Below are 17390 nucleotides of genomic sequence, written 5' to 3'. Positions count from 1 at the left end.
TAAGTATGTTGAATTAGCCCTTCACAGCTCCCAGCATAACACCGCTGACGAAATATTTCTGCAGCCAAGGATAGACGACCAGAATCGGTACCGTGGCGAAGACGACAGTAGCGGCCTTGAGGCTCTCCGGCGGAAGCTTGGTGCGGGCCGCCCCCTCCAGATTCGTCAGCTCAGTGATCATATTGTTCTGAACCATCTGGAAAAGCTTCAGCTGAAGCGGATACAGATCGGGATTATTGATATACATCAGGGAATCCTGGAATCCGTTCCAGCGTCCCACCGCATAGAAGAGCGCGAGTGTAGCCATAACCGGCATGGATAATGGCAGAACAATTTTCATGAGGGTGCGGAAATGCGAGCTGCCGTCAATCTCTGCGGACTCTTCCAGACTCGGCGGAATGCTGCGGAAGAAGGAGATCAGGATAATCAGGTTGAACGGGCTGACCAGACCGGGCAGAATCAGCGACCACACGGAATCGATCATATGCAGATCACGGATCAGCAGATATTCAGGAATAATACCGCCGCTGAAGAACATGGTGATGATGATCAGGTACATGAACATCGTACGGCCCTTCAGCTTGCTTTTGGTCAGCGGGTAAGCAGCTGCAACGGTGAAAAGCATACATAATACCGTAGTCGCAATCGTCAAAATAATGGTGAAGATCAGCGAGCGGATCATCGCATTGTCGGTGAAGACCTGCACATACGCCTTCCAGTTCAGCTCAATCGGGAAAATCGTAACTTCCCCGGAAGTAATAGCCCGCGTGGAGCTGAGGGACACCGCAATAACGTGTATAAACGGAGCCAGGCAGAACAGCACGAACAGCGCAATAAAGGTAACGTTAACGATATCGAATATCCGGTTAGAGGTACGTTCACTCATCGTACTCCGCCTCCTTTCTGTATAATCATAGAATGCCGTCGCCGGTCACTTTTTTCGATATATAATTGGAACCAAGGATGAACACCAGTCCAACCACCGCCTGGAACAATCCAACTACAGTTGCCAGCGTATACTGGCCCGACTCCAGACCAATCCGGTAGACGAAGGTACTAAGCACATCGGAGTATTCGCGCACTGCCGTATTCCCGATGATGTAAGGACGATCGAAGCCGATGCTGACCATTTTCCCCAGGTTGAGAATGAGCAGGGTAATAATGGTTGGTTTGATACTCGGGAGCGTAATGTAGAAGATCTTCTTCATCCGGGTAGCCCCATCCACTTCAGCAGCCTCGAACAGCTCGCGGTTGACACCGGTAAGCGCCGCCAGATACAGGATGGTCCCCCAGCCGGCACTTTGCCAGACACCCGTGAACAGGTAGGTAATCAGCCATGGATTTTTTTCGGTCAAAAAAGGAATAGGGTTCAGCCCCATGCTCTCCAGCACACCGTTTACCATACCGGATTGGTTGCCGAACAATTGATAGACGATCCCCCCGATAATCACCCAGGAAATGAAATGGGGAATGTAGAGGAGGGTCTGTGATATTTTTTTGAACCATACCGACTTCACTTCATACAGCATAATAGCCAGAATAATCGGGGCCGGGAAAGACACGATCAAATCGAGAAAATTCAGCATAAACGTATTGCGCAGACTGCTGTAAAACTCCTTCATGCCAAACACTTCGCGGAATGCATCGAGGCCGATCCACTCACTGCCGTTGATGCCCTGGAACAGGTTGAAATCCTTAAAGGCAATCTGCACCCCGTACATCGGGCCGTAGCGGAAAATCAGGAAATACATAATGGGCAGTGAAAGCAGCGCGTATAGTTGCCAGTACCTTCTGATGTAAGACGCTTTGCTCAAGTTCCTCTCCTCCTATGGAGAAAAAACCGGGCAGAGCAGCATGCCAGCTCCCCCCGGTTTTCACTTTTTTTAGTTTATTTGGCTGAAATCTCTGTAAGCGCCTGCTCCAGCTCCGCTTTCAGCTTGTCTCCGCCCAGAGACATGTAGTCCTTCATTTCCTGTTCGAAAATAGTATCGAATTGATCCGGCTTCGCCATCGCAGTCTTCACGATAATCACGTTAAGCTTGTCGCTGAGCGTAGTGCCGTATTTCGATTCCGATTCAATCGGCTTGCCGAAGACGATAGGGCCCACAGTATCCGTGTTGGCAATGTCAATCGACTGCTTCAGCGCCTCCTGGTTGTTGGCAGGGAAGCCCAGAATCCAGGCTTTCTCATTGGTAGCCTGATCGCCGAGGTTCTTACCGTTAGAGATGATCGCGGTGTCCCCGGAAGTGAACAGACGGTCTTGGAATTCCTGGGACACATCAGCCTTAACGACAGGGATGCCGTCCACCATATCATAGTTCTCGCCTTCAACGCCGTTGTAGATGTCGATCAGGTTGTTGCCAGTCGCCATCCAATCGAGATATTTCACCGCTTCCACCGCACGCTTGCTGCTCTTAGGGATCATGATGTACATGCCGTTCGAGGCATAGCGGGATTTGATATATTTATTGTCCACCTTGGCATTGGTGAGGATATCCGCCGGCAGCACCTTGCTGCCCGGCACATTCTTGTAGAGATTATCAAGAGTGCCATCTGCATAAAACATACTATCCACATCCTCCGACCAGAAGCCGACGTTGCCGTTCTGAATATCCTTGGATACCTGGGCTTTGTCTTCATCCAGACTGAAGTCCTTGCTGACCAGCCCTTCATTGTAGAGCTTGTTGAGGAACTGTGCCGCATCCTTGAAGCCCTCATGCAGCGGCAGCTCGTAGCGCTGGCTGTAAGTAAGGTCGCCGCTGATCGGCTTGATGAAGGAGTAGATCAGGGTTTCCAGCTGAGCGGAGCCGAGGGACATGCCCATCGGAATGGTTTTGCTGCCAAGACCGCCCGGGTCCTTCTCTTTAAACGCTTTCAAAGTAGTGTACAGCTCATCGGTGTTCTTCGGTACCGGCAGCCCCAGCTTATCCAGCCAGTCCTGGCGGATGTATGAAGCGTAGCGGCCTGTAATCGCCCGTTTACCCGGGATCGCGAACTGCTTGCCGTCGAGCTGGCCGAAGGCCATCGTCTCGTCACCAATGAATTTCTTCAGCGTCTGGCCGTGCTCCTCTAATAAGGAGCCCACGTCGGTCAACCCGCCCTGCTGGGCGTAACGGTAGAAGACACTGGAATCATAAGTGAAGACAATATCCGGCACATCCGTATTACTGGCCATCAGCACGTTCAGCTTGGTCACTTCCTCCGAACGCTGCACCGGGACGAATTCTACATTGATATTATTCGGATCACCGAAATTTTTCTGAATCATCTGGGACATGAAGTTATTGGTAATGGTGTATTGCTTCGGCGTTTTACCGCGGTCGAAGATCTCCACCTTCAAGGTTACGCGTTCTGCGCTCTTCCCGGGTGCGTCTGTACCTCCGGCTGCCGAATTCGATTTACCGTCCGAGGAACAGCCTGCAAGCAGAGTAGCTCCCATTACTGCGGTCAAGCCGATGCCGATTGCCTTCTTCAGAACTCTTTGGTTTACGTTCACTGTCATTGTTCCATCTCCCTCGCCTTAGCAGGCTATAATGGTGACTTCATGATACCCCCGAGCTTGATGATGCCCGTATTTCTTATTCGTTCATCCCGTTCATGTAGGCTGGCCCCAGTGTTTCAAAGCTGCTTGCTGCTGCGGGATGACCACAGTATTCCATAACTTTCGCAGGTCTGACAATAAACCTGTTTCGGATGCGGTAAAGCGCCTGAATTCGGACATCCGGTTTATCCGACCAACGATTTTCGTACAATAAACCGCTTTCATATCGGCAAAAATACAGGCCGCATCGCTATTCGCCCCCTTGTTCAGAGGTTGGCGTAAGAGAAATGCGGCCTGGACCTTACACGAATGCGGCAGATGAATCCCATGCTTCACCATCAAACGGAATTTCTTCATTGCCCCAGCTCACTCTAGTCCTGCGGCTCCAATCTGGAGGCTGCTTCGCGGCGTCTGGAGGAGCGGTAATCACCCGGCGTGATGCCGGCAATCCGCTTGAAGACTCTTCCGAATGAAATGGCATTCGCATACCCTACTTGAAGTGCGATATCCTGGAGGGAACAATCCGTATCTATCAGCAGCTGCTCCGCTTCCTTCATCCGCAGCTCGGTGAGGAAATCCACGAACTTCATTTTGAATTCGGTCTTGAACAGATAGCTGGCGTATTTGCCGGAGACCTGGAACCGGTCGCTCAGATGCTTCAGCGAGAGATCGGGATTAGTGAAATTCTCTTCGATATAATCCTTCATCTCATTGACCATGGCCCGGTAGCTCTTCGTCTCGCTGGCAGAGACATAGGTGCGGAATAAATCGGTGACATATTCGAATAGAACCGTCTTCACTTCATGGAGCGCCTCGGCCTCCTCCAATTGCTTCAGCCGGACCTCGGCATTCTCTGCCGACAGCTCGTCCTGCAGCTGCTCAGACATCACCGCCACTTCCCGGCTCAGCATCTGCAGCATAGCCTGGATCAGGGAACGGATCTCCTCGTCCTTCAGGAAATCCTGTTCAAACGCCTCGAAGATCCGTTCCAGCTGCTCCCGCCACTGGCCGCTCGACATGCGGAAATACTTCACGAATTCAGCAATCATCTGCAGATATTTATACGTCTCAAGCAGCGGCTGGCGCGCTTCGCCGCTGCCTGCCAGGACAATATCCTCATGAATCAGCAGCTTGTGCTGCATTACATATTCGGCTGCCGCATAAGACTCCCGGATCATCCCCGGTCCGGCGGCAGCGGAGCCGATGCCGAAGCTGAGCGAGATCCGCAGATTCTGCTCGACCCAGGAGCGGCAATCCTCCGCGAAGACCCGGAGCTTGGTCTCCATCTCCTGATCGCTGCCGGTCGCCAGGAACAGAATCGCTGCACGTTCGGTTCCCACCCATTCTGCCCATCCCTGCAGCTCCGCATTCCGTGCCAATTCCTGAAATACATTCATCAGGGCAAACTTCAGCGTATTCTGATCCCCCCGGGTATACCGGTCCTCGAATACCTGCTCATAGCGGTTAATCTCCCCAAGCACAACGATGAAGCGCGAGGAAGCATTCGCACCGGTAAGCGGAGACAGCTCCTCCAGCCGCCGGGTCACCTGCTCCAGCCGCTCGCTGTGCAGCAGATCGGTGAACAGCTTGCTGCGCTGCAGCAGCAGGTTCTCCCTGGTTTTGGTATCATAATCGGTCATGTGGTTAATCAGATTCTCCAGCACGCCGTCTATCAGCATCATCTCGTCCGGCCTGTCGGTAGACTGATCCATCGTGCGGATCTGATGGCCCTCAATCCGGTTCATAATCACCTGGATCGGCTTATAATTGCGCCGGGTGACATAGATCAGATACAATACCGCACAGACCACGGTCCCCACCGCAATCGCTACCCAGAGATAAGAGATCACAGAGACCCAGCTGAACAGATTCCCCGCCTTGATTCCACTTGCGAACGTCCAGCCGTTTCTCTCCAGCTTAAGTGTGTTCAGCACCTTGCCGTCAGCAGCACCTTCTGTATCGGAATGAGCCTGGTATACGGTGTTGCCATTGCCGTCCAGAATAGTCATGAACGAGAGCTGCTGGTTAACCATGCTGTCGATGAGCTGCTCCAGGGCACTCATTTTGATATTGATGACCAGTATCCCCCCGGAGCCGAAAGGAAGCGGCATTGCTTTATTGGTAGTCAGTACGCGAATTTCTGTACGCTGGGACAGACCCGAATGATAATCCCTGACCGGTTGCCAGCCTTCCGGTACTGCCGGAGTCGAAGTCATGGCCCTGATCCAGTCCTCATCGGCGAATCCCTCCAGCTCCTTCAGCCCCGTATCGGTTAGAACGCTTCCACGCACCCGGTCATACAAATAGACTGACTGGATATATGAGGATTCTTGTATCAGATTGCGCAGACTCTGGGCAACCGCATAGATCGTCGCCTGGTCCGGCTGGCTCTGCGTATTGAAATAACGTTTGTAGACCTCGCTCCGCTCTACCGCATCCAGCACCGACAGCTCGGCTTCTTTGATCGTCCGGTCTACACTATCCCTGAGATAGCTGGCGGAGATGCGGTCTGCCTTCTTCGTCCCCGTCCGGGAGATATCATTAATGAACACAAATGAGGCAAAGATCAGAATCGTCACCGTCAGCAGAAATATAGGGAAATAAGACAGCAGCAACCGGCGATACCAGGAACGGGACATTCGTCAACCTCCTCCACAACCATCAGGATACCCGGCCGTATCCGGCCGCTTCAAACACCCGTCATCCAAAGGTGCTCTGCGGCAATCCTGGACATCAGGCCTATTTCAACTGTGCAACTGGCAGAACTAACCGCCGTTCGAATTCCTGCCATTATAGCACATGCGCTTCCCCTCCAGCTAACCAGATAAAGTCATTCCACCCGCAGCCCGTACAATAACAAAATCACCCCGAAGGGTGAGATGTTCAAACCATATACTCTTTTATACATCAACTATCCTAAGGCGGTCACCCTAAACCCGCAGGCTACAAACCGCTATGCTCCCGGATATACCGCCGCGCCTTGATTGCATATTCCAGCGGATCGGCCAGCGCCGGGTCCTGCTCCGCTTCAACAACGAACCATCCCGTATAGGGCGAGGCAGCCAGTTCGGCAAAAATCTCTCCGAACGCGAGGCAGCCATCCCCCGGTACAGTGAAGGCTCCCGCTTTTACCGCCTGAAGGAAGCTTAGGTTCTCTGCCTTCACCCGCTCGACTACCTCCGGCCGGATGTCCTTCAGATGAACATGCTTAATCCGCGGCAGATGCTCACGCAGCACCTCCAGAGGATTCTCGCCGGAGAAGGCCAGATGTCCCGTATCGTATAGCAGTGATACTTCATTAGAATCTGTAAGCTCCATCAGCCGGGCAATCTCCGCTGCGGTCTGCACCCCGGTGCCCATGTGATGGTGATACACCAGCGTCATGCCCTTCTCTGCCGCCAGCCGCCCGAGTCCGCCCAGACCCTCTGCGAGCGTGGTCCATTCGCTATCGGTGAATACCGGCTTATCAGCGAACAACGGCGTATCCATCTGCCCCTGAATGCTCCGGCCCTGCTCGGATACGACAATGACCTTGGCGCCCATCTCATGCAGGAAATCCCGGTGCGCACGGAAGGCTTCCGCTGTCTCCTCATATGGGCGCACCGTCAGGAAGGCGCTGAACCAGGCACTGGCGATACTCAGACCGCGCAGCTCCAGTGCCCTGTGCAGCCGCTCCGGGGAACGCGGATACTTGTTGCCCACCTCGCTGCCCTCATATCCGGCAAGCGCCATCTCGCTGATACATTGCTCGAACGTATTGCCGCCCCCCAGCTCAGGCATATCGTCATTCGTCCAGGCAATCGGAGCGATCGCCAGCCGGACGGCATTGTCTCTGAACATGCTCATGTTCTACCCCTTCCACTATCCCAAGTGTGGCATAATCCTTGATTCACTGTGCGCCGTCTGCCCTGCTTCGCGCACATTCAGCGCCCGCTCAGTAGCTCCGGGCTGTCTTAAGTCCGCTGCGCTTCCGGTCGTAAGCCTCCTGCACCGCTTCCTGGCCGGACACTTCCGCAACCCCGACATTCCACCAGGCCCCATAGCCGTGGGTCATCGTCTTCGGCAGCACTTTGATGTCGATCAGCGTGGAGCGGTCCGACTGGCGGGCCGCCGCCAGGGCCGTGCGAAGCTCCTCAACTGTAGACGCGCGGAAGGTCTGCACCCCATAACCGGCCGCACTCGCCGCATAGTCGATCCGCATCAGCTCACCGCTGAGCTGGCCGTCCGTACCCCGGTGGCGGAATTCTGTGGCCATGCTGTCCATTCCCTGCTCCATCTGCAGGTTATTGATACAGCCGAAGCCTGCATTATCCAGCAGAAGAACGTTGATCTTCCGGTTCTCCTGTAAGCTGGTTACCAGCTCGGAATGCAGCATCTGGTAGCTGCCGTCCCCGACCAGCGCGTAGACTTCACGCCCCGGCTCAGCCAGCTTGATGCCCAGCGCCCCGGCAATCTCATAGCCCATACACGAGAAGCCGTATTCCATATGATAGGTATCCGGCACCTCCGAGTTCCACATCCGCTGCATATCTCCCGGCAGACTACCCGCCGCTCCGATGACAATCGCATCCTGCGGAATAGCTTCATTAATGATCCCCAGCACCTGCGTCTGGGTCAGCGAAGTGCCTAGCACCTCTGCATATTCCGGGAGCTTCTCATCGAGATGACCGGCTACCTCCGGGGTGAACGCACCTGTGTTGCCGGTGTTTGCCGGATACTCCACACCAGCCAGGCGTTCCCGCTCCGCAGCCCACGATTTCTTCGCCCGGGTGATCTCATCCGTATATGCAGAGCGGTATCCCCGCTCTTCCAGCGCTGCGGCTAAGGCGTTCAAGCCTTCGGCAGCATCGCAGACCACCGCCAGCGCATCCAGCTTGGCCGCATGATATGGCGAAGCGTTCAGCGTCAGGAATTCCACCTCAGGATGACTGAACAGACTCTTCGAGGCGGTGGTGAAGTCCGTGAACCGGGTGCCGACGCCGATCACCAGATCGGCCTCCGGGGCCAGCGCATTCGCGCAGCCGTTGCCGGTGACGCCGATGCCGCCGAGGTTGTACTCGAAGCTGCTGGCTACGGCGCTTTTGCCGGCCTGGGTCTCTCCGAACGGAATGGCGAATTTCTCGGCAAAAGCACGCAGCGCCGCTCCGGCATCCCCATACCGGACGCCCCCGCCGCAGACCAGCAGCGGCCGCTGCTTGCCGGCGATCAGCTCAGCTGCAGCCGCGATCTCCTGCGGATGAGGCAGCCGGGCGATGACCCGGTGAATCCGCTTGCGGAAGAAATCAGCCGGATACTCCCAGGCTTCGCCCTGCACATCCTGCGGCAGCGCAATCGTAACTGCCCCGGTATCTCCCGGATCAGTCAGCACCCGCATCGCGTTCAGCATGGCCGACATTAGCTGCTCCGGCCGGGTGACACGGTCCCAGTATTTGCTGACCGCCTTGAAGGCGTCATTGACCGTGATCGACAGATTATACGTATGCTCCATCTGCTGGAGCACCGGGTCAGGCTGGCGGGTAGCGAAGGTATCTCCCGGCAGCAGCAGCACAGGAATCTGATTCGCCGTTGCTGTTGCAGCAGCCGTCAGCATGTTAGCAGCCCCCGGCCCTACTGAAGCTGTACAGGCCATAATCTTCCGTCTGCGGCTCTGCTTGGCAAATGCGGTTGCCGCGTGAACCATCCCTTGCTCATTGCGTCCCTGGTAGACCGTCAGCTCTCCCGGTGCCTCCTGCAGTGCCTGCCCCAATCCAAGTACATTGCCATGCCCGAACACGGTGAATACCCCGTGCACGAAGCGTTCCGGCCCGCCGCCGTAATCCACATACTGCTGATTCAGAAATTTAACCAGCGCCTGCGCTGTCGTTAATCGGATACGTTCCACTTCATGTCCTCCCTTCGCCTTGTCTACTGCCAGCGGGCAGTGACGACTTTTTTGCGCGTATAGAATTCCACCCCGTCGCTTCCGTTCGCATGAAGATCGCCGTAGAACGAATCCTTCCAGCCCGAGAACGGGAAGAAGGCCATTGGTGCAGGCACTCCAACATTGACTCCCAGCATGCCGGACTCGATATGTTCGCGGAAGTAACGGACTTTACCGCCATCATTGGTGAAGATACAAGCTCCGTTCGCAAACCGCGAGCGATTCGCAATCTCCACCGCCTGGGCTACATCCTTCACCCGGATCACCGACAGCACCGGCGCAAAAATCTCCTCCTGCCAGATCTTCATCTCCTCTGTCACCCCGTCGAACAGCGTAGGTCCGATGAAATAACCGTCTCCCTGTACCGCCGCATCCTCACGGCCATCCCTGAGCAGCTTCGCGCCTTCGGCGATCCCCTGTTCAATGTAGCTAACTGTCCGCTCTTTATGGCCTTGACGGATCACCGGCCCCAGGAACGTATCCTCCTCCAGCCCATTCCCGATGGTCATGCTGTTGCACTCCCGCAGCAGAATGGAGATCAGCTCATCGGCCACTTCCTCCTGAACCGTTACCACTGAGCAGGCCATGCAGCGTTCCCCGGCAGAGCCGAAGGCCGCATTCACAATCTGGGAGGCTGAGGCTTCCAGGTTCGCGTCCGCCAGCACGATGGAGTGGTTCTTCGCTCCGGCCAGCGCCTGGACACGCTTCAGGTGGTCTGTTCCTTTTTTGTACACATATTCCGCCACCGGCTGCGATCCGACAAAAGAAATCGCCTTCACATCCGGGTGCTCCAGCAGCCCGTTCACCACCTCATGCGCGCCGTTCACCACATTCAGCACACCGTTAGGCAGTCCGGCTTCCTCCAGCAGTTCCGCAAGGCGGGCCGCCAGCAGCGGTGTACGCTCCGAAGGCTTCAGCACAAAGGTGTTGCCGCAGGCAATCGCCAGCGGGAACATCCAGCACGGCACCATCATCGGGAAATTGAACGGGGTAATCCCGCCGACCACCCCAATCGGATAACGGTACATCCCTGATTCGATACCAGTCGCAATATCCGGCAGCTGCCGGCCCATCATCAGTGTCGGAGCACCTGCCGCGAATTCTACGCATTCAATGCCGCGCTGAACCTCGCCGTAGGCTTCTTTGAAGCTTTTTCCGTTCTCCAGAGTGATGATCTTCGCAAGCTTCTCCCAATTCTCGACCAGCAGCTGCTGATATTTGAACAGAATCCGTGCTCTGCGCGGCACCGGTGTTGCGGACCAGCCTGCAAAAGCGGCCTTAGCCGCCGCCACCGCCCGGTCTACATCCGCTCTGCCGGATAGAGGCGTTCTGCCCAGCAGCTCACCTGTGGCCGGGTTCACTACCGGCTCCGTCTGTGCCGTATCGGCTGTTACCCATTGCCCGCCGATATAGTTTTTCAATACTTGTGCCGTTTGCTCTGTCATTTATGTCCACTCCTTCTGTTCTATATAAAGTCTGCTGACTAACCTTACTTATTGCGCTCCTGCTGGAACCTCCTCGTTCGTTCGCAGGAAATCCTCCAGCTCCTCCAGGGTTGGCATAGCATCGGAGCAGCTGTGGCGGGAGATGACAATCGAGGCCGAGGCACTGCCGCGCCGCATCGCCTCACTGACACTGTGCCCGCTCATCAGACTGTGGATGAAGGCTGACGCATAGGAATCGCCTGCGCCGAACGTCTTGAGCACTTTTGCCGGGAAAATCCCGCTCCGGTGGCTCTGCCCATCCGCTGTATAGCCGATCGAACCGCTGCCGCCGTGCTTGATGACCACCAGCTCTGCCTGATGCGAGAACCAGCGGGCTGCCGTGGCCTGATCATCAGCGCCAGCCAGATTGTACAGATTCTCCATCATGTCGAATTCTTCGCGCGTGCCGATGATGCAGTGGCTTTTCTCGGCTGCGAGGTTATAGTAGACCGCCGTTTCAGCGGCTGATGTCCAGGTATAAGGGCGGTAATCGAGATCGAAGAACACGGTCACATTATGCTTGCGGGCAAACTCCAGTGCCAGGAACACTGCTTCACGCGAGGGGCTCTGCGCCAGCGCCGTACCGGAGATGAGCAGCGCCTTGGAGCTGGCAATGTAATCCTCCGAGATCTCCTCCGTGTTCAGCAGCAGATCGGCCACATGGTCGCGGTACATTAGAATGCTGCACTCCTGCGGGCTCTTAATTTCGGTAAAAGCCAGCCCCGTCACCGCACCCGTCCGGTCCACGCACACCTGGCTGTCGTCAATGCCATCCTTGCGCAGATAGCTGCGGATGAACCTGCCCATCTGGTCGTCGGCCAGCTTGCCGATGAAGCCGGTACGCATCCCGAGCCGCGCTGCACCAATGATAATATTGGCCGGAGAGCCGCCGACATATTTGGTGAAGGTCATCGTCTCTTCCATCGGCCGCCCGGTCTCATTAGCGTTCAAATCAATACACAACCGGCCAACAGCAACTACATCCAGCCGCCGGTCAGGGTCGAACTGTAAACCGTTCATAGTGATGCCTCCTTGATCAAGCTAGGGAAAAGGTAGTTCGTTCGGTAATACGAATGGCTGTAAATCGTCGTCAATTGGACAGTGAGGCTGTAAATTACACAGTAAAGTTGTAATTCGTACAATGAAGCTATACATCGCATTAACGTAAGGTTAGATTGATATGCTGCTGTAAGAGTCATTTGGCGTATAACTTGGCGTGTAGGTTGAGTATTTCAACGATTGATTGTTGCCTTTGGATCAGAATGTTTCATTTCATCTCTGGGGGGAGGGTAAGCGCTTAACCTAATTTTCTACTTTAGTATAGTTTAGAAGCGCGCTTTTGGCAATCCTCAATTTGAAAGCGATCTCAACAAGCCGGTAGAATGAATTGAAGGGGAACATTTCCCCCCGGAAAAACAGGTGGGAAAACGTAGCTTAATTCCTCGTTTTTTGACACTTAGGAGCAAGCAAGTGGAAAAAAAGCAACTACCGTGATTGATTTTGCAGCCAAGGTGGATGTCGGGATTATTTAAGTGCCATTTTTCCAACTACTACTCCTCCGGCGGGCAATCGTTCGCCAGTAGCTGTAGTAAATCCACTTAGCACACTCTGCCGCTAAACGGGGAGACTGGGTTAGCCCAATGTGTTCGGTTTTTCGCATACATCCGGCCCGCGTCCCCACACACTGGCTCTTCGCCCCACTGTAGCACGCAAAAAAGACCCGCTCCCAGCCGCAGCCGGAACAGGTCTTGAATAGATAGTGTGTGGTTAGTGCGGAACCGGACCCGTCGAATGGCGGATGACCAGCTCGGGCATCAGCATGATTTTGCGCTTGGGGCTGGTGGGGTTACTGATCGATTCATTCAGCAGAAGCATCGCCTGCTCGGTCATCTCGCGCAGAGGCTGGGCGATACTGGTCAGCGAGGGATGGCAGATTTCTGCCAGCATCGTATTGTCGAAGCCGACTACGGACAGGTCGCGGGGAATGGACAGGCCCGCACTGCGCGCCTCCTTGAGCACCCCGATCGCCAGTAGATCATTGCAGCCAAAGATGGCGGTCGGGCGTATGTTCTGTGCCTGGTTCAACATTTCTGCTGCTGCCGTACGCCCGTTCTCCAGCGTTGCCGAGGTGTGGATCATATTCGCCGGATTGTCAAAAGAAATCCCCGCCGCCTTCAGCGCATCCAGGAATCCCTCCACCCGCAGCCTGCTCCCCGGCAGATTGTCAGAGATCACTCCCAGCCTGCGGTGACCGAGGGACAGCAAATATTCCGTGGCCTGATAGCCGCCTTTGTAATCATCGACGGTGACGCTGTTGCCCTCCAGCATACGGATATCGGCTGAGAACAGCACAAGCGGCACATGATCAGCCACCATTCCGCGAATCAGCTCAGGATTCCCCGTATGTGAGGCAATAATCAGGCCATCGACCCGTTTGCGCAGCAGCAGCGAGATGTACCGGGCCGCCTTCTCATCGCTGCGGTCCGTACTGCATACGATTAAGTCGCTGCCCTGCTCCTGGGCGTAATCCTCGATGCCGCGGGCCGTCTCCGCAAAGAACGGATTGGCAATATCGGGGATCATCAGTCCGATGGTTCCCGTCCGGCGGCTGGTCAGGGCAGAGGCTACCAGACTGGGCTGGTAGTTCAGCTCCTCCATGACCCGCCCTACCTTTTCCCGCGTCTTGTCGCTGATCCGGCCGCTCTTATTCAATACCTTGGACACCGTAGCGATAGAGACGCCTGCTTCCCGTGCCACATCATAGATCGTAGGTTTCATCGTTATTAAGCCCGCCTTTGCGTTCATGCCTTCTTATCCTTCGATTATAAGGAAGTCCTCCCATGCTGTCTATCTATCGGGTATGTGTGTCTTCTCCAACGCAGCTATTAATTAACCCTTACAGGTGAATGAGATTACCTACGCGCAAGCAAATGTATGCTGTTTTCCGCATACATTCGGGCCACACGCCTGCGCGTACCAGCAAATGTATGCTGTTTTTCACATACATTCGGGCCACACGCCTGCGCGCCAGCAAATATATGCTGTTTTTCACATACATTCGGGCCACATGCCTGCGTACCAGCAAATATATGCTGTTTTTCACATACATTCGGGCCACACGCCTGCGCGCCAGCAAATGTATGCTGTTTTCCGCATATATTCGAGCTACACGCCTGCGCGCCACTTATCCACAATTTCCTCTATACTAAATAAGGCTCCCGCTGCGCGGAAGCCCCATAATCATCCATTCACTTGTCTGCCAAGCTGGATAACCTTCTACCCTAATCGACTCTATTCACTCTGCTGCTGACGCAGCCGCAGGCACGCTCTGTCCCGGCTTGAACAGCCACTCATGATCGGGATCATTGTGGAACACCCATGTGCGCACCGGTCCGGCCATCACGTTAAGATAATACGAATCATATCCCGGCGGTGCTGAGACAGGATGATAGCCCTCCGGCACAAGCACAATGCTCTTATCCGGAACAGCAATAGTCTCGTCGAGACTGCGGTCATCATTATAGACCCGCTGCACCACGAAGCCGTGGGCGGGATTGACCCGGTGATAGTACGTCTCCTCCAGATAGGATTCGGCCGGCAGGTTATCCTGGTCATGCTTGTGCGGCGGATAGCTGGACCAATTGCCGCCGCCCGTGCGCACCTCGACCACCAGCAGGCTCTCGGCCACACTCTGCTCAGGCAGGATATTAACAACCTTGCGTGACATACTGCCATAGCCGCGATCCTCGATTGCCGCATCTGACGGGGTAATCAGCCGTGCCGGATATTTGCCGCTTCCCGGAGCAAGACAGACTCCAAGCTCCAGCTCTGTCAGTGCAGTAACCTCATAATGCGCTCCCGCCGGAACATACACAGCATAAGGAGCCATATCTTCAAAGACTGACATGCGTCCGCCGATATCGGCGAACCGCTCGCCATCCACCTCTATATCTGCTTTGCCCGCCAGCAGTACCAAACAGACTTCATTCTCTTCGCTATCACGCTCCAGGGTAGCCCCAGCTTGCAATTGGTACACCTCGAACCCGACATACTTCCATCCGGCACTCTCGGGGCTGACCGCAGCGATACAGCCATCCTTATCCGGCGCTCCGGCCTTAATCAGTAGATCAGACATCCTCGTTCAACCTCCTCTGTCTTCAGAATCTGTATCCGCTTACAAGGCCTGCAGTTCAGAAAATCCTGCTTCCGCAGCAGTTACAGACAGCTTGACGGGAAGTCCGCTCAGATACGATTCTCTGGCTGCTTCAGCAATGAGCTGTGCGGCTTCGCCGTCACGGCCGCTGCAGATCACCGGCTCCTGTAGCCTTACCGAACGGGCAAACGCAGCAACCTCCTCCGTGAATGCCTGGTTATAGCGCTCCAGGAAGAAATGCTCCGGCTGATCGCGGGTAACCGAAGCCGCGGTGGATACCTCCACTGTTGTCGGGCGGCAGTTGTCTGCCGTCGCCGAACCCAGCGTTCCGAAGACCTCTACCCGTTGATCATAGCCGTATACGGCCTGCCGGCTGTTGTCGATCACGCAGATCGCCCCGTTCCCGAACGTCAGTGTAATGACGGCAGTGTCCACATCCCCGCAACGGCCGAACATCGGATCAATCAGGTTCGCCCCCCGGGTGTAGACCTCAGCCACTTCACTGCCTACCAGATAACGGGCCATATCGAAATCATGAATCGTCATATCCATGAACATCCCGCCCGAGGACCGCACATAAGCCTCACCGGGAGGCTGCGGGTCACGTGAGGTAATCTTCACAATATGCGGATTCCCCAGCTCTCCAGATTGAACCAGCCGCTTCAGCTTGCGGAAGCTGGGGTCCATCCGGCGGTTGAAGCCGACTTGCAGCAGCACACCAGCGTCCTCTGCCGCCTGCAAAGCCCGCTGGGTCTCTTCCGAGGAGAGGCTAATCGGCTTCTCACAGAAGATATGTTTGCCCGCGTGCGCAGCCCGCTCAATCCAGGACGCATGCGAATCAGTCGGCGTGCAGATGAACACCGCTTCAATCTCAGGATCATTCAGTATATCTTCACCCGCAGCAAAAACAGAGCCAAGCCCCCTGCTCTCTGCCCAGGCCAGCAATTCCTCACTCATCATAGCTTCAGCTATGGACTTCAGCTTGAACGACGGCATCGCACGCAGATTGTCTGCGTGGAGGCGGCCAATTCTTCCCGCTCCGATAATGCCAACTACAATCGGTTTAACCATGTTCGCTTATCCTCCTCAGAGGGTAAGCGCTTAACCTTCCCGAGAATAGTATACTTCATGCCCGGGAAAGCTTCAAGCAAATCTTTTCTCAAAAAGATCAGATAAGCGTAGGCCGAAATAAAATAGGAAATAGATACCGTGAGATTTCTCTTTAACAATTAAATGAATCCTATATTATGCAAATTAGAACAGGAAAAGAGGTGTTGTCTCATGAGCAAAATTAATTTTACCGAAAGCCTGCTTCGTGTAATTATTTCTCTGATCGGACTTCCATTCACATGGATTCAGGCCGCTCTTTCCAAATATCTTCTACATAAATATAAGGCTCCAGGAGAAATGATCTCAGTGGGAACACGCCGTCTTCATGCGATTGTTGATGGCAATAACACAAGTAATCTTCCGACGATTTTATTAGAAGCAGGAATGGGCGGTTGTGCTCTGGATTGGTCATTGGTTCAGCCCGCATTAGCCAAGCATACCAAGGTCCTCTCCTATGACCGGGCCGGTTTCGGTTGGAGCACTACACCTATAAGTGAGCCGACTTGCGAAGGCTATGTTCGTGATTTGCGGGAATTATTGACGCAGCTTGAATTAGTACCCCCATACATTCTTGTAGGGCACTCCTATGGTGGAATGATCATGCGGCTGTTTGCTTCTAAGTATCCTGAAGAGGTCTCCGGGATTATTCTTGTGGACTCCACACATGAGCAAAGATTCATAGAATCCACTTTTAATCAAATCAGATATGAAGAACGGCTGCGGCACCTGAGACGGCTAAGACTGGGTTATCTTTTATCCCCTATTGGGTTGCCCCGTCTATTAAAACAACCTATTGGTGCCAAACGGCTGCCTCCACCAGTTCAACATACAGTGAATACACTCGGATATCGAAATAATGCGTATAAAGCGGCATATCTGGAATCTCTCTGCACTATAGAAAGTGCCCTCCAATTAATAGAGTCAGAGCCTTTAGTTCCGGAATTACCAATCATCGTATTATCTGCCGGAAGGCAGAATGAGGATTGGCAACAAGCGCAGAAGAAGCTCCTCCAGTTAACCGCAAAAACCCGGCAGATCGTGATAGAGGACAGCTGGCATTCCATTCAACTATATTATCCGCAAGCTGTCGTAGATTTAGTACTGAGTTTATTAAGAGATAATCATCGCAACCAAACAGACAAGCAGGCGTCTATTTAGTAGGAATATATATCCATTAAGAAA

At 54.5% G+C, this 17390-nt stretch carries 13 protein-coding genes; 1 reads left to right on the top strand and 12 read right to left on the bottom strand.

Annotated elements, in window-relative coordinates; all coding sequences use genetic code 11:
* Positions 1-13: 13 nt before the first annotated feature.
* The 12 genes from MKX51_RS06575 to iolG form a co-directional block, all read right to left on the bottom strand.
* Complete coding sequence (locus MKX51_RS06575) at positions 14-886, bottom strand: carbohydrate ABC transporter permease (RefSeq protein ID WP_076076402.1); 873 nt, start codon at positions 884-886, stop codon at positions 14-16.
* 25 nt (positions 887-911) lie between these two features.
* Positions 912-1751, bottom strand: coding sequence for an ABC transporter permease (locus tag MKX51_RS06570; protein WP_340995535.1), 840 nt, complete (start codon positions 1749-1751; stop codon positions 912-914).
* A gap of 137 nt (positions 1752-1888) precedes the next feature.
* On the bottom strand, positions 1889-3502 hold the full coding sequence (locus MKX51_RS06565) for an extracellular solute-binding protein (protein ID WP_340942897.1): 1614 nt from the start codon (positions 3500-3502) through the stop codon (positions 1889-1891).
* 93 nt (positions 3503-3595) lie between these two features.
* Positions 3596-3898: a hypothetical protein gene (locus MKX51_RS06560; protein ID WP_340991676.1), complete on the bottom strand. Its 303-nt coding sequence runs from the start codon at positions 3896-3898 to the stop codon at positions 3596-3598.
* Positions 3899-3912: 14 nt separating this feature from the next.
* The gene (locus MKX51_RS06555) at positions 3913-6180 is read right to left on the bottom strand and encodes a helix-turn-helix domain-containing protein (protein WP_340991674.1); all 2268 of its coding nucleotides are present in this window, start codon (positions 6178-6180) and stop codon (positions 3913-3915) included.
* A 304-nt stretch (positions 6181-6484) separates the two neighbouring features.
* Positions 6485-7381 carry a myo-inosose-2 dehydratase gene (gene iolE, locus MKX51_RS06550; protein ID WP_340995532.1) on the bottom strand — a complete coding sequence of 299 codons (897 nt, stop codon included), beginning with the start codon at positions 7379-7381 and terminating at the stop codon, positions 6485-6487.
* A gap of 94 nt (positions 7382-7475) precedes the next feature.
* Positions 7476-9422 (bottom strand): 3D-(3,5/4)-trihydroxycyclohexane-1,2-dione acylhydrolase (decyclizing), encoded by a 1947-nt coding sequence (gene iolD, locus MKX51_RS06545; RefSeq protein ID WP_340991673.1) that lies wholly within the window; start codon positions 9420-9422, stop codon positions 7476-7478.
* A gap of 23 nt (positions 9423-9445) precedes the next feature.
* Positions 9446-10906: a CoA-acylating methylmalonate-semialdehyde dehydrogenase gene (locus tag MKX51_RS06540; RefSeq protein ID WP_340991671.1), complete on the bottom strand. Its 1461-nt coding sequence runs from the start codon at positions 10904-10906 to the stop codon at positions 9446-9448.
* Between the two features lie 48 nt (positions 10907-10954).
* Positions 10955-11965 (bottom strand): 5-dehydro-2-deoxygluconokinase, encoded by a 1011-nt coding sequence (gene iolC, locus MKX51_RS06535; RefSeq protein WP_340991669.1) that lies wholly within the window; start codon positions 11963-11965, stop codon positions 10955-10957.
* A 747-nt stretch (positions 11966-12712) separates the two neighbouring features.
* On the bottom strand, positions 12713-13750 hold the full coding sequence (locus MKX51_RS06530) for a LacI family DNA-binding transcriptional regulator (protein ID WP_340991667.1): 1038 nt from the start codon (positions 13748-13750) through the stop codon (positions 12713-12715).
* A gap of 490 nt (positions 13751-14240) precedes the next feature.
* Positions 14241-15080, bottom strand: coding sequence for a 5-deoxy-glucuronate isomerase (gene iolB / locus MKX51_RS06525; protein ID WP_076076421.1), 840 nt, complete (start codon positions 15078-15080; stop codon positions 14241-14243).
* Positions 15081-15119: 39 nt separating this feature from the next.
* Positions 15120-16169: an inositol 2-dehydrogenase gene (iolG, locus tag MKX51_RS06520; RefSeq protein ID WP_340991666.1), complete on the bottom strand. Its 1050-nt coding sequence runs from the start codon at positions 16167-16169 to the stop codon at positions 15120-15122.
* 210 nt (positions 16170-16379) lie between these two features.
* Between iolG and MKX51_RS06515 the strand changes: the two genes are divergently transcribed.
* Complete coding sequence (locus tag MKX51_RS06515) at positions 16380-17366, top strand: alpha/beta hydrolase (RefSeq protein ID WP_340991665.1); 987 nt, start codon at positions 16380-16382, stop codon at positions 17364-17366.
* Positions 17367-17390 lie beyond the last annotated feature (24 nt).

Origin of the sequence: Paenibacillus sp. FSL M7-0420 (genome assembly GCF_038002345.1) — a bacterium.
Taxonomy (GTDB): Bacteria; Bacillota; Bacilli; order Paenibacillales; family Paenibacillaceae; genus Paenibacillus_AQ.
The sequence above is the reverse complement of the archived record's forward strand: the minus strand, read 5'-3'. Positions and strand labels throughout refer to the sequence as shown.

Coding starts and splice junctions, on each gene's coding strand:
- MKX51_RS06575 (WP_076076402.1), bottom strand. CDS start 886: ATGAGTGAACGTACCTCTAACCGGATATTCGATATCGTTAACGTTACC.
- MKX51_RS06570 (WP_340995535.1), bottom strand. CDS start 1,751: ATGTATTTCCTGATTTTCCGCTACGGCCCGATGTACGGGGTGCAGATT.
- MKX51_RS06565 (WP_340942897.1), bottom strand. CDS start 3,502: ATGACAGTGAACGTAAACCAAAGAGTTCTGAAGAAGGCAATCGGCATC.
- MKX51_RS06560 (WP_340991676.1), bottom strand. CDS start 3,898: ATGAAGAAATTCCGTTTGATGGTGAAGCATGGGATTCATCTGCCGCAT.
- MKX51_RS06555 (WP_340991674.1), bottom strand. CDS start 6,180: ATGTCCCGTTCCTGGTATCGCCGGTTGCTGCTGTCTTATTTCCCTATA.
- iolE (WP_340995532.1), bottom strand. CDS start 7,381: ATGTTCAGAGACAATGCCGTCCGGCTGGCGATCGCTCCGATTGCCTGG.
- MKX51_RS06540 (WP_340991671.1), bottom strand. CDS start 10,906: ATGACAGAGCAAACGGCACAAGTATTGAAAAACTATATCGGCGGGCAA.
- iolC (WP_340991669.1), bottom strand. CDS start 11,965: ATGAACGGTTTACAGTTCGACCCTGACCGGCGGCTGGATGTAGTTGCT.
- MKX51_RS06530 (WP_340991667.1), bottom strand. CDS start 13,750: ATGAACGCAAAGGCGGGCTTAATAACGATGAAACCTACGATCTATGAT.
- iolB (WP_076076421.1), bottom strand. CDS start 15,080: ATGTCTGATCTACTGATTAAGGCCGGAGCGCCGGATAAGGATGGCTGT.
- iolG (WP_340991666.1), bottom strand. CDS start 16,169: ATGGTTAAACCGATTGTAGTTGGCATTATCGGAGCGGGAAGAATTGGC.
- MKX51_RS06515 (WP_340991665.1), top strand. CDS start 16,380: ATGAGCAAAATTAATTTTACCGAAAGCCTGCTTCGTGTAATTATTTCT.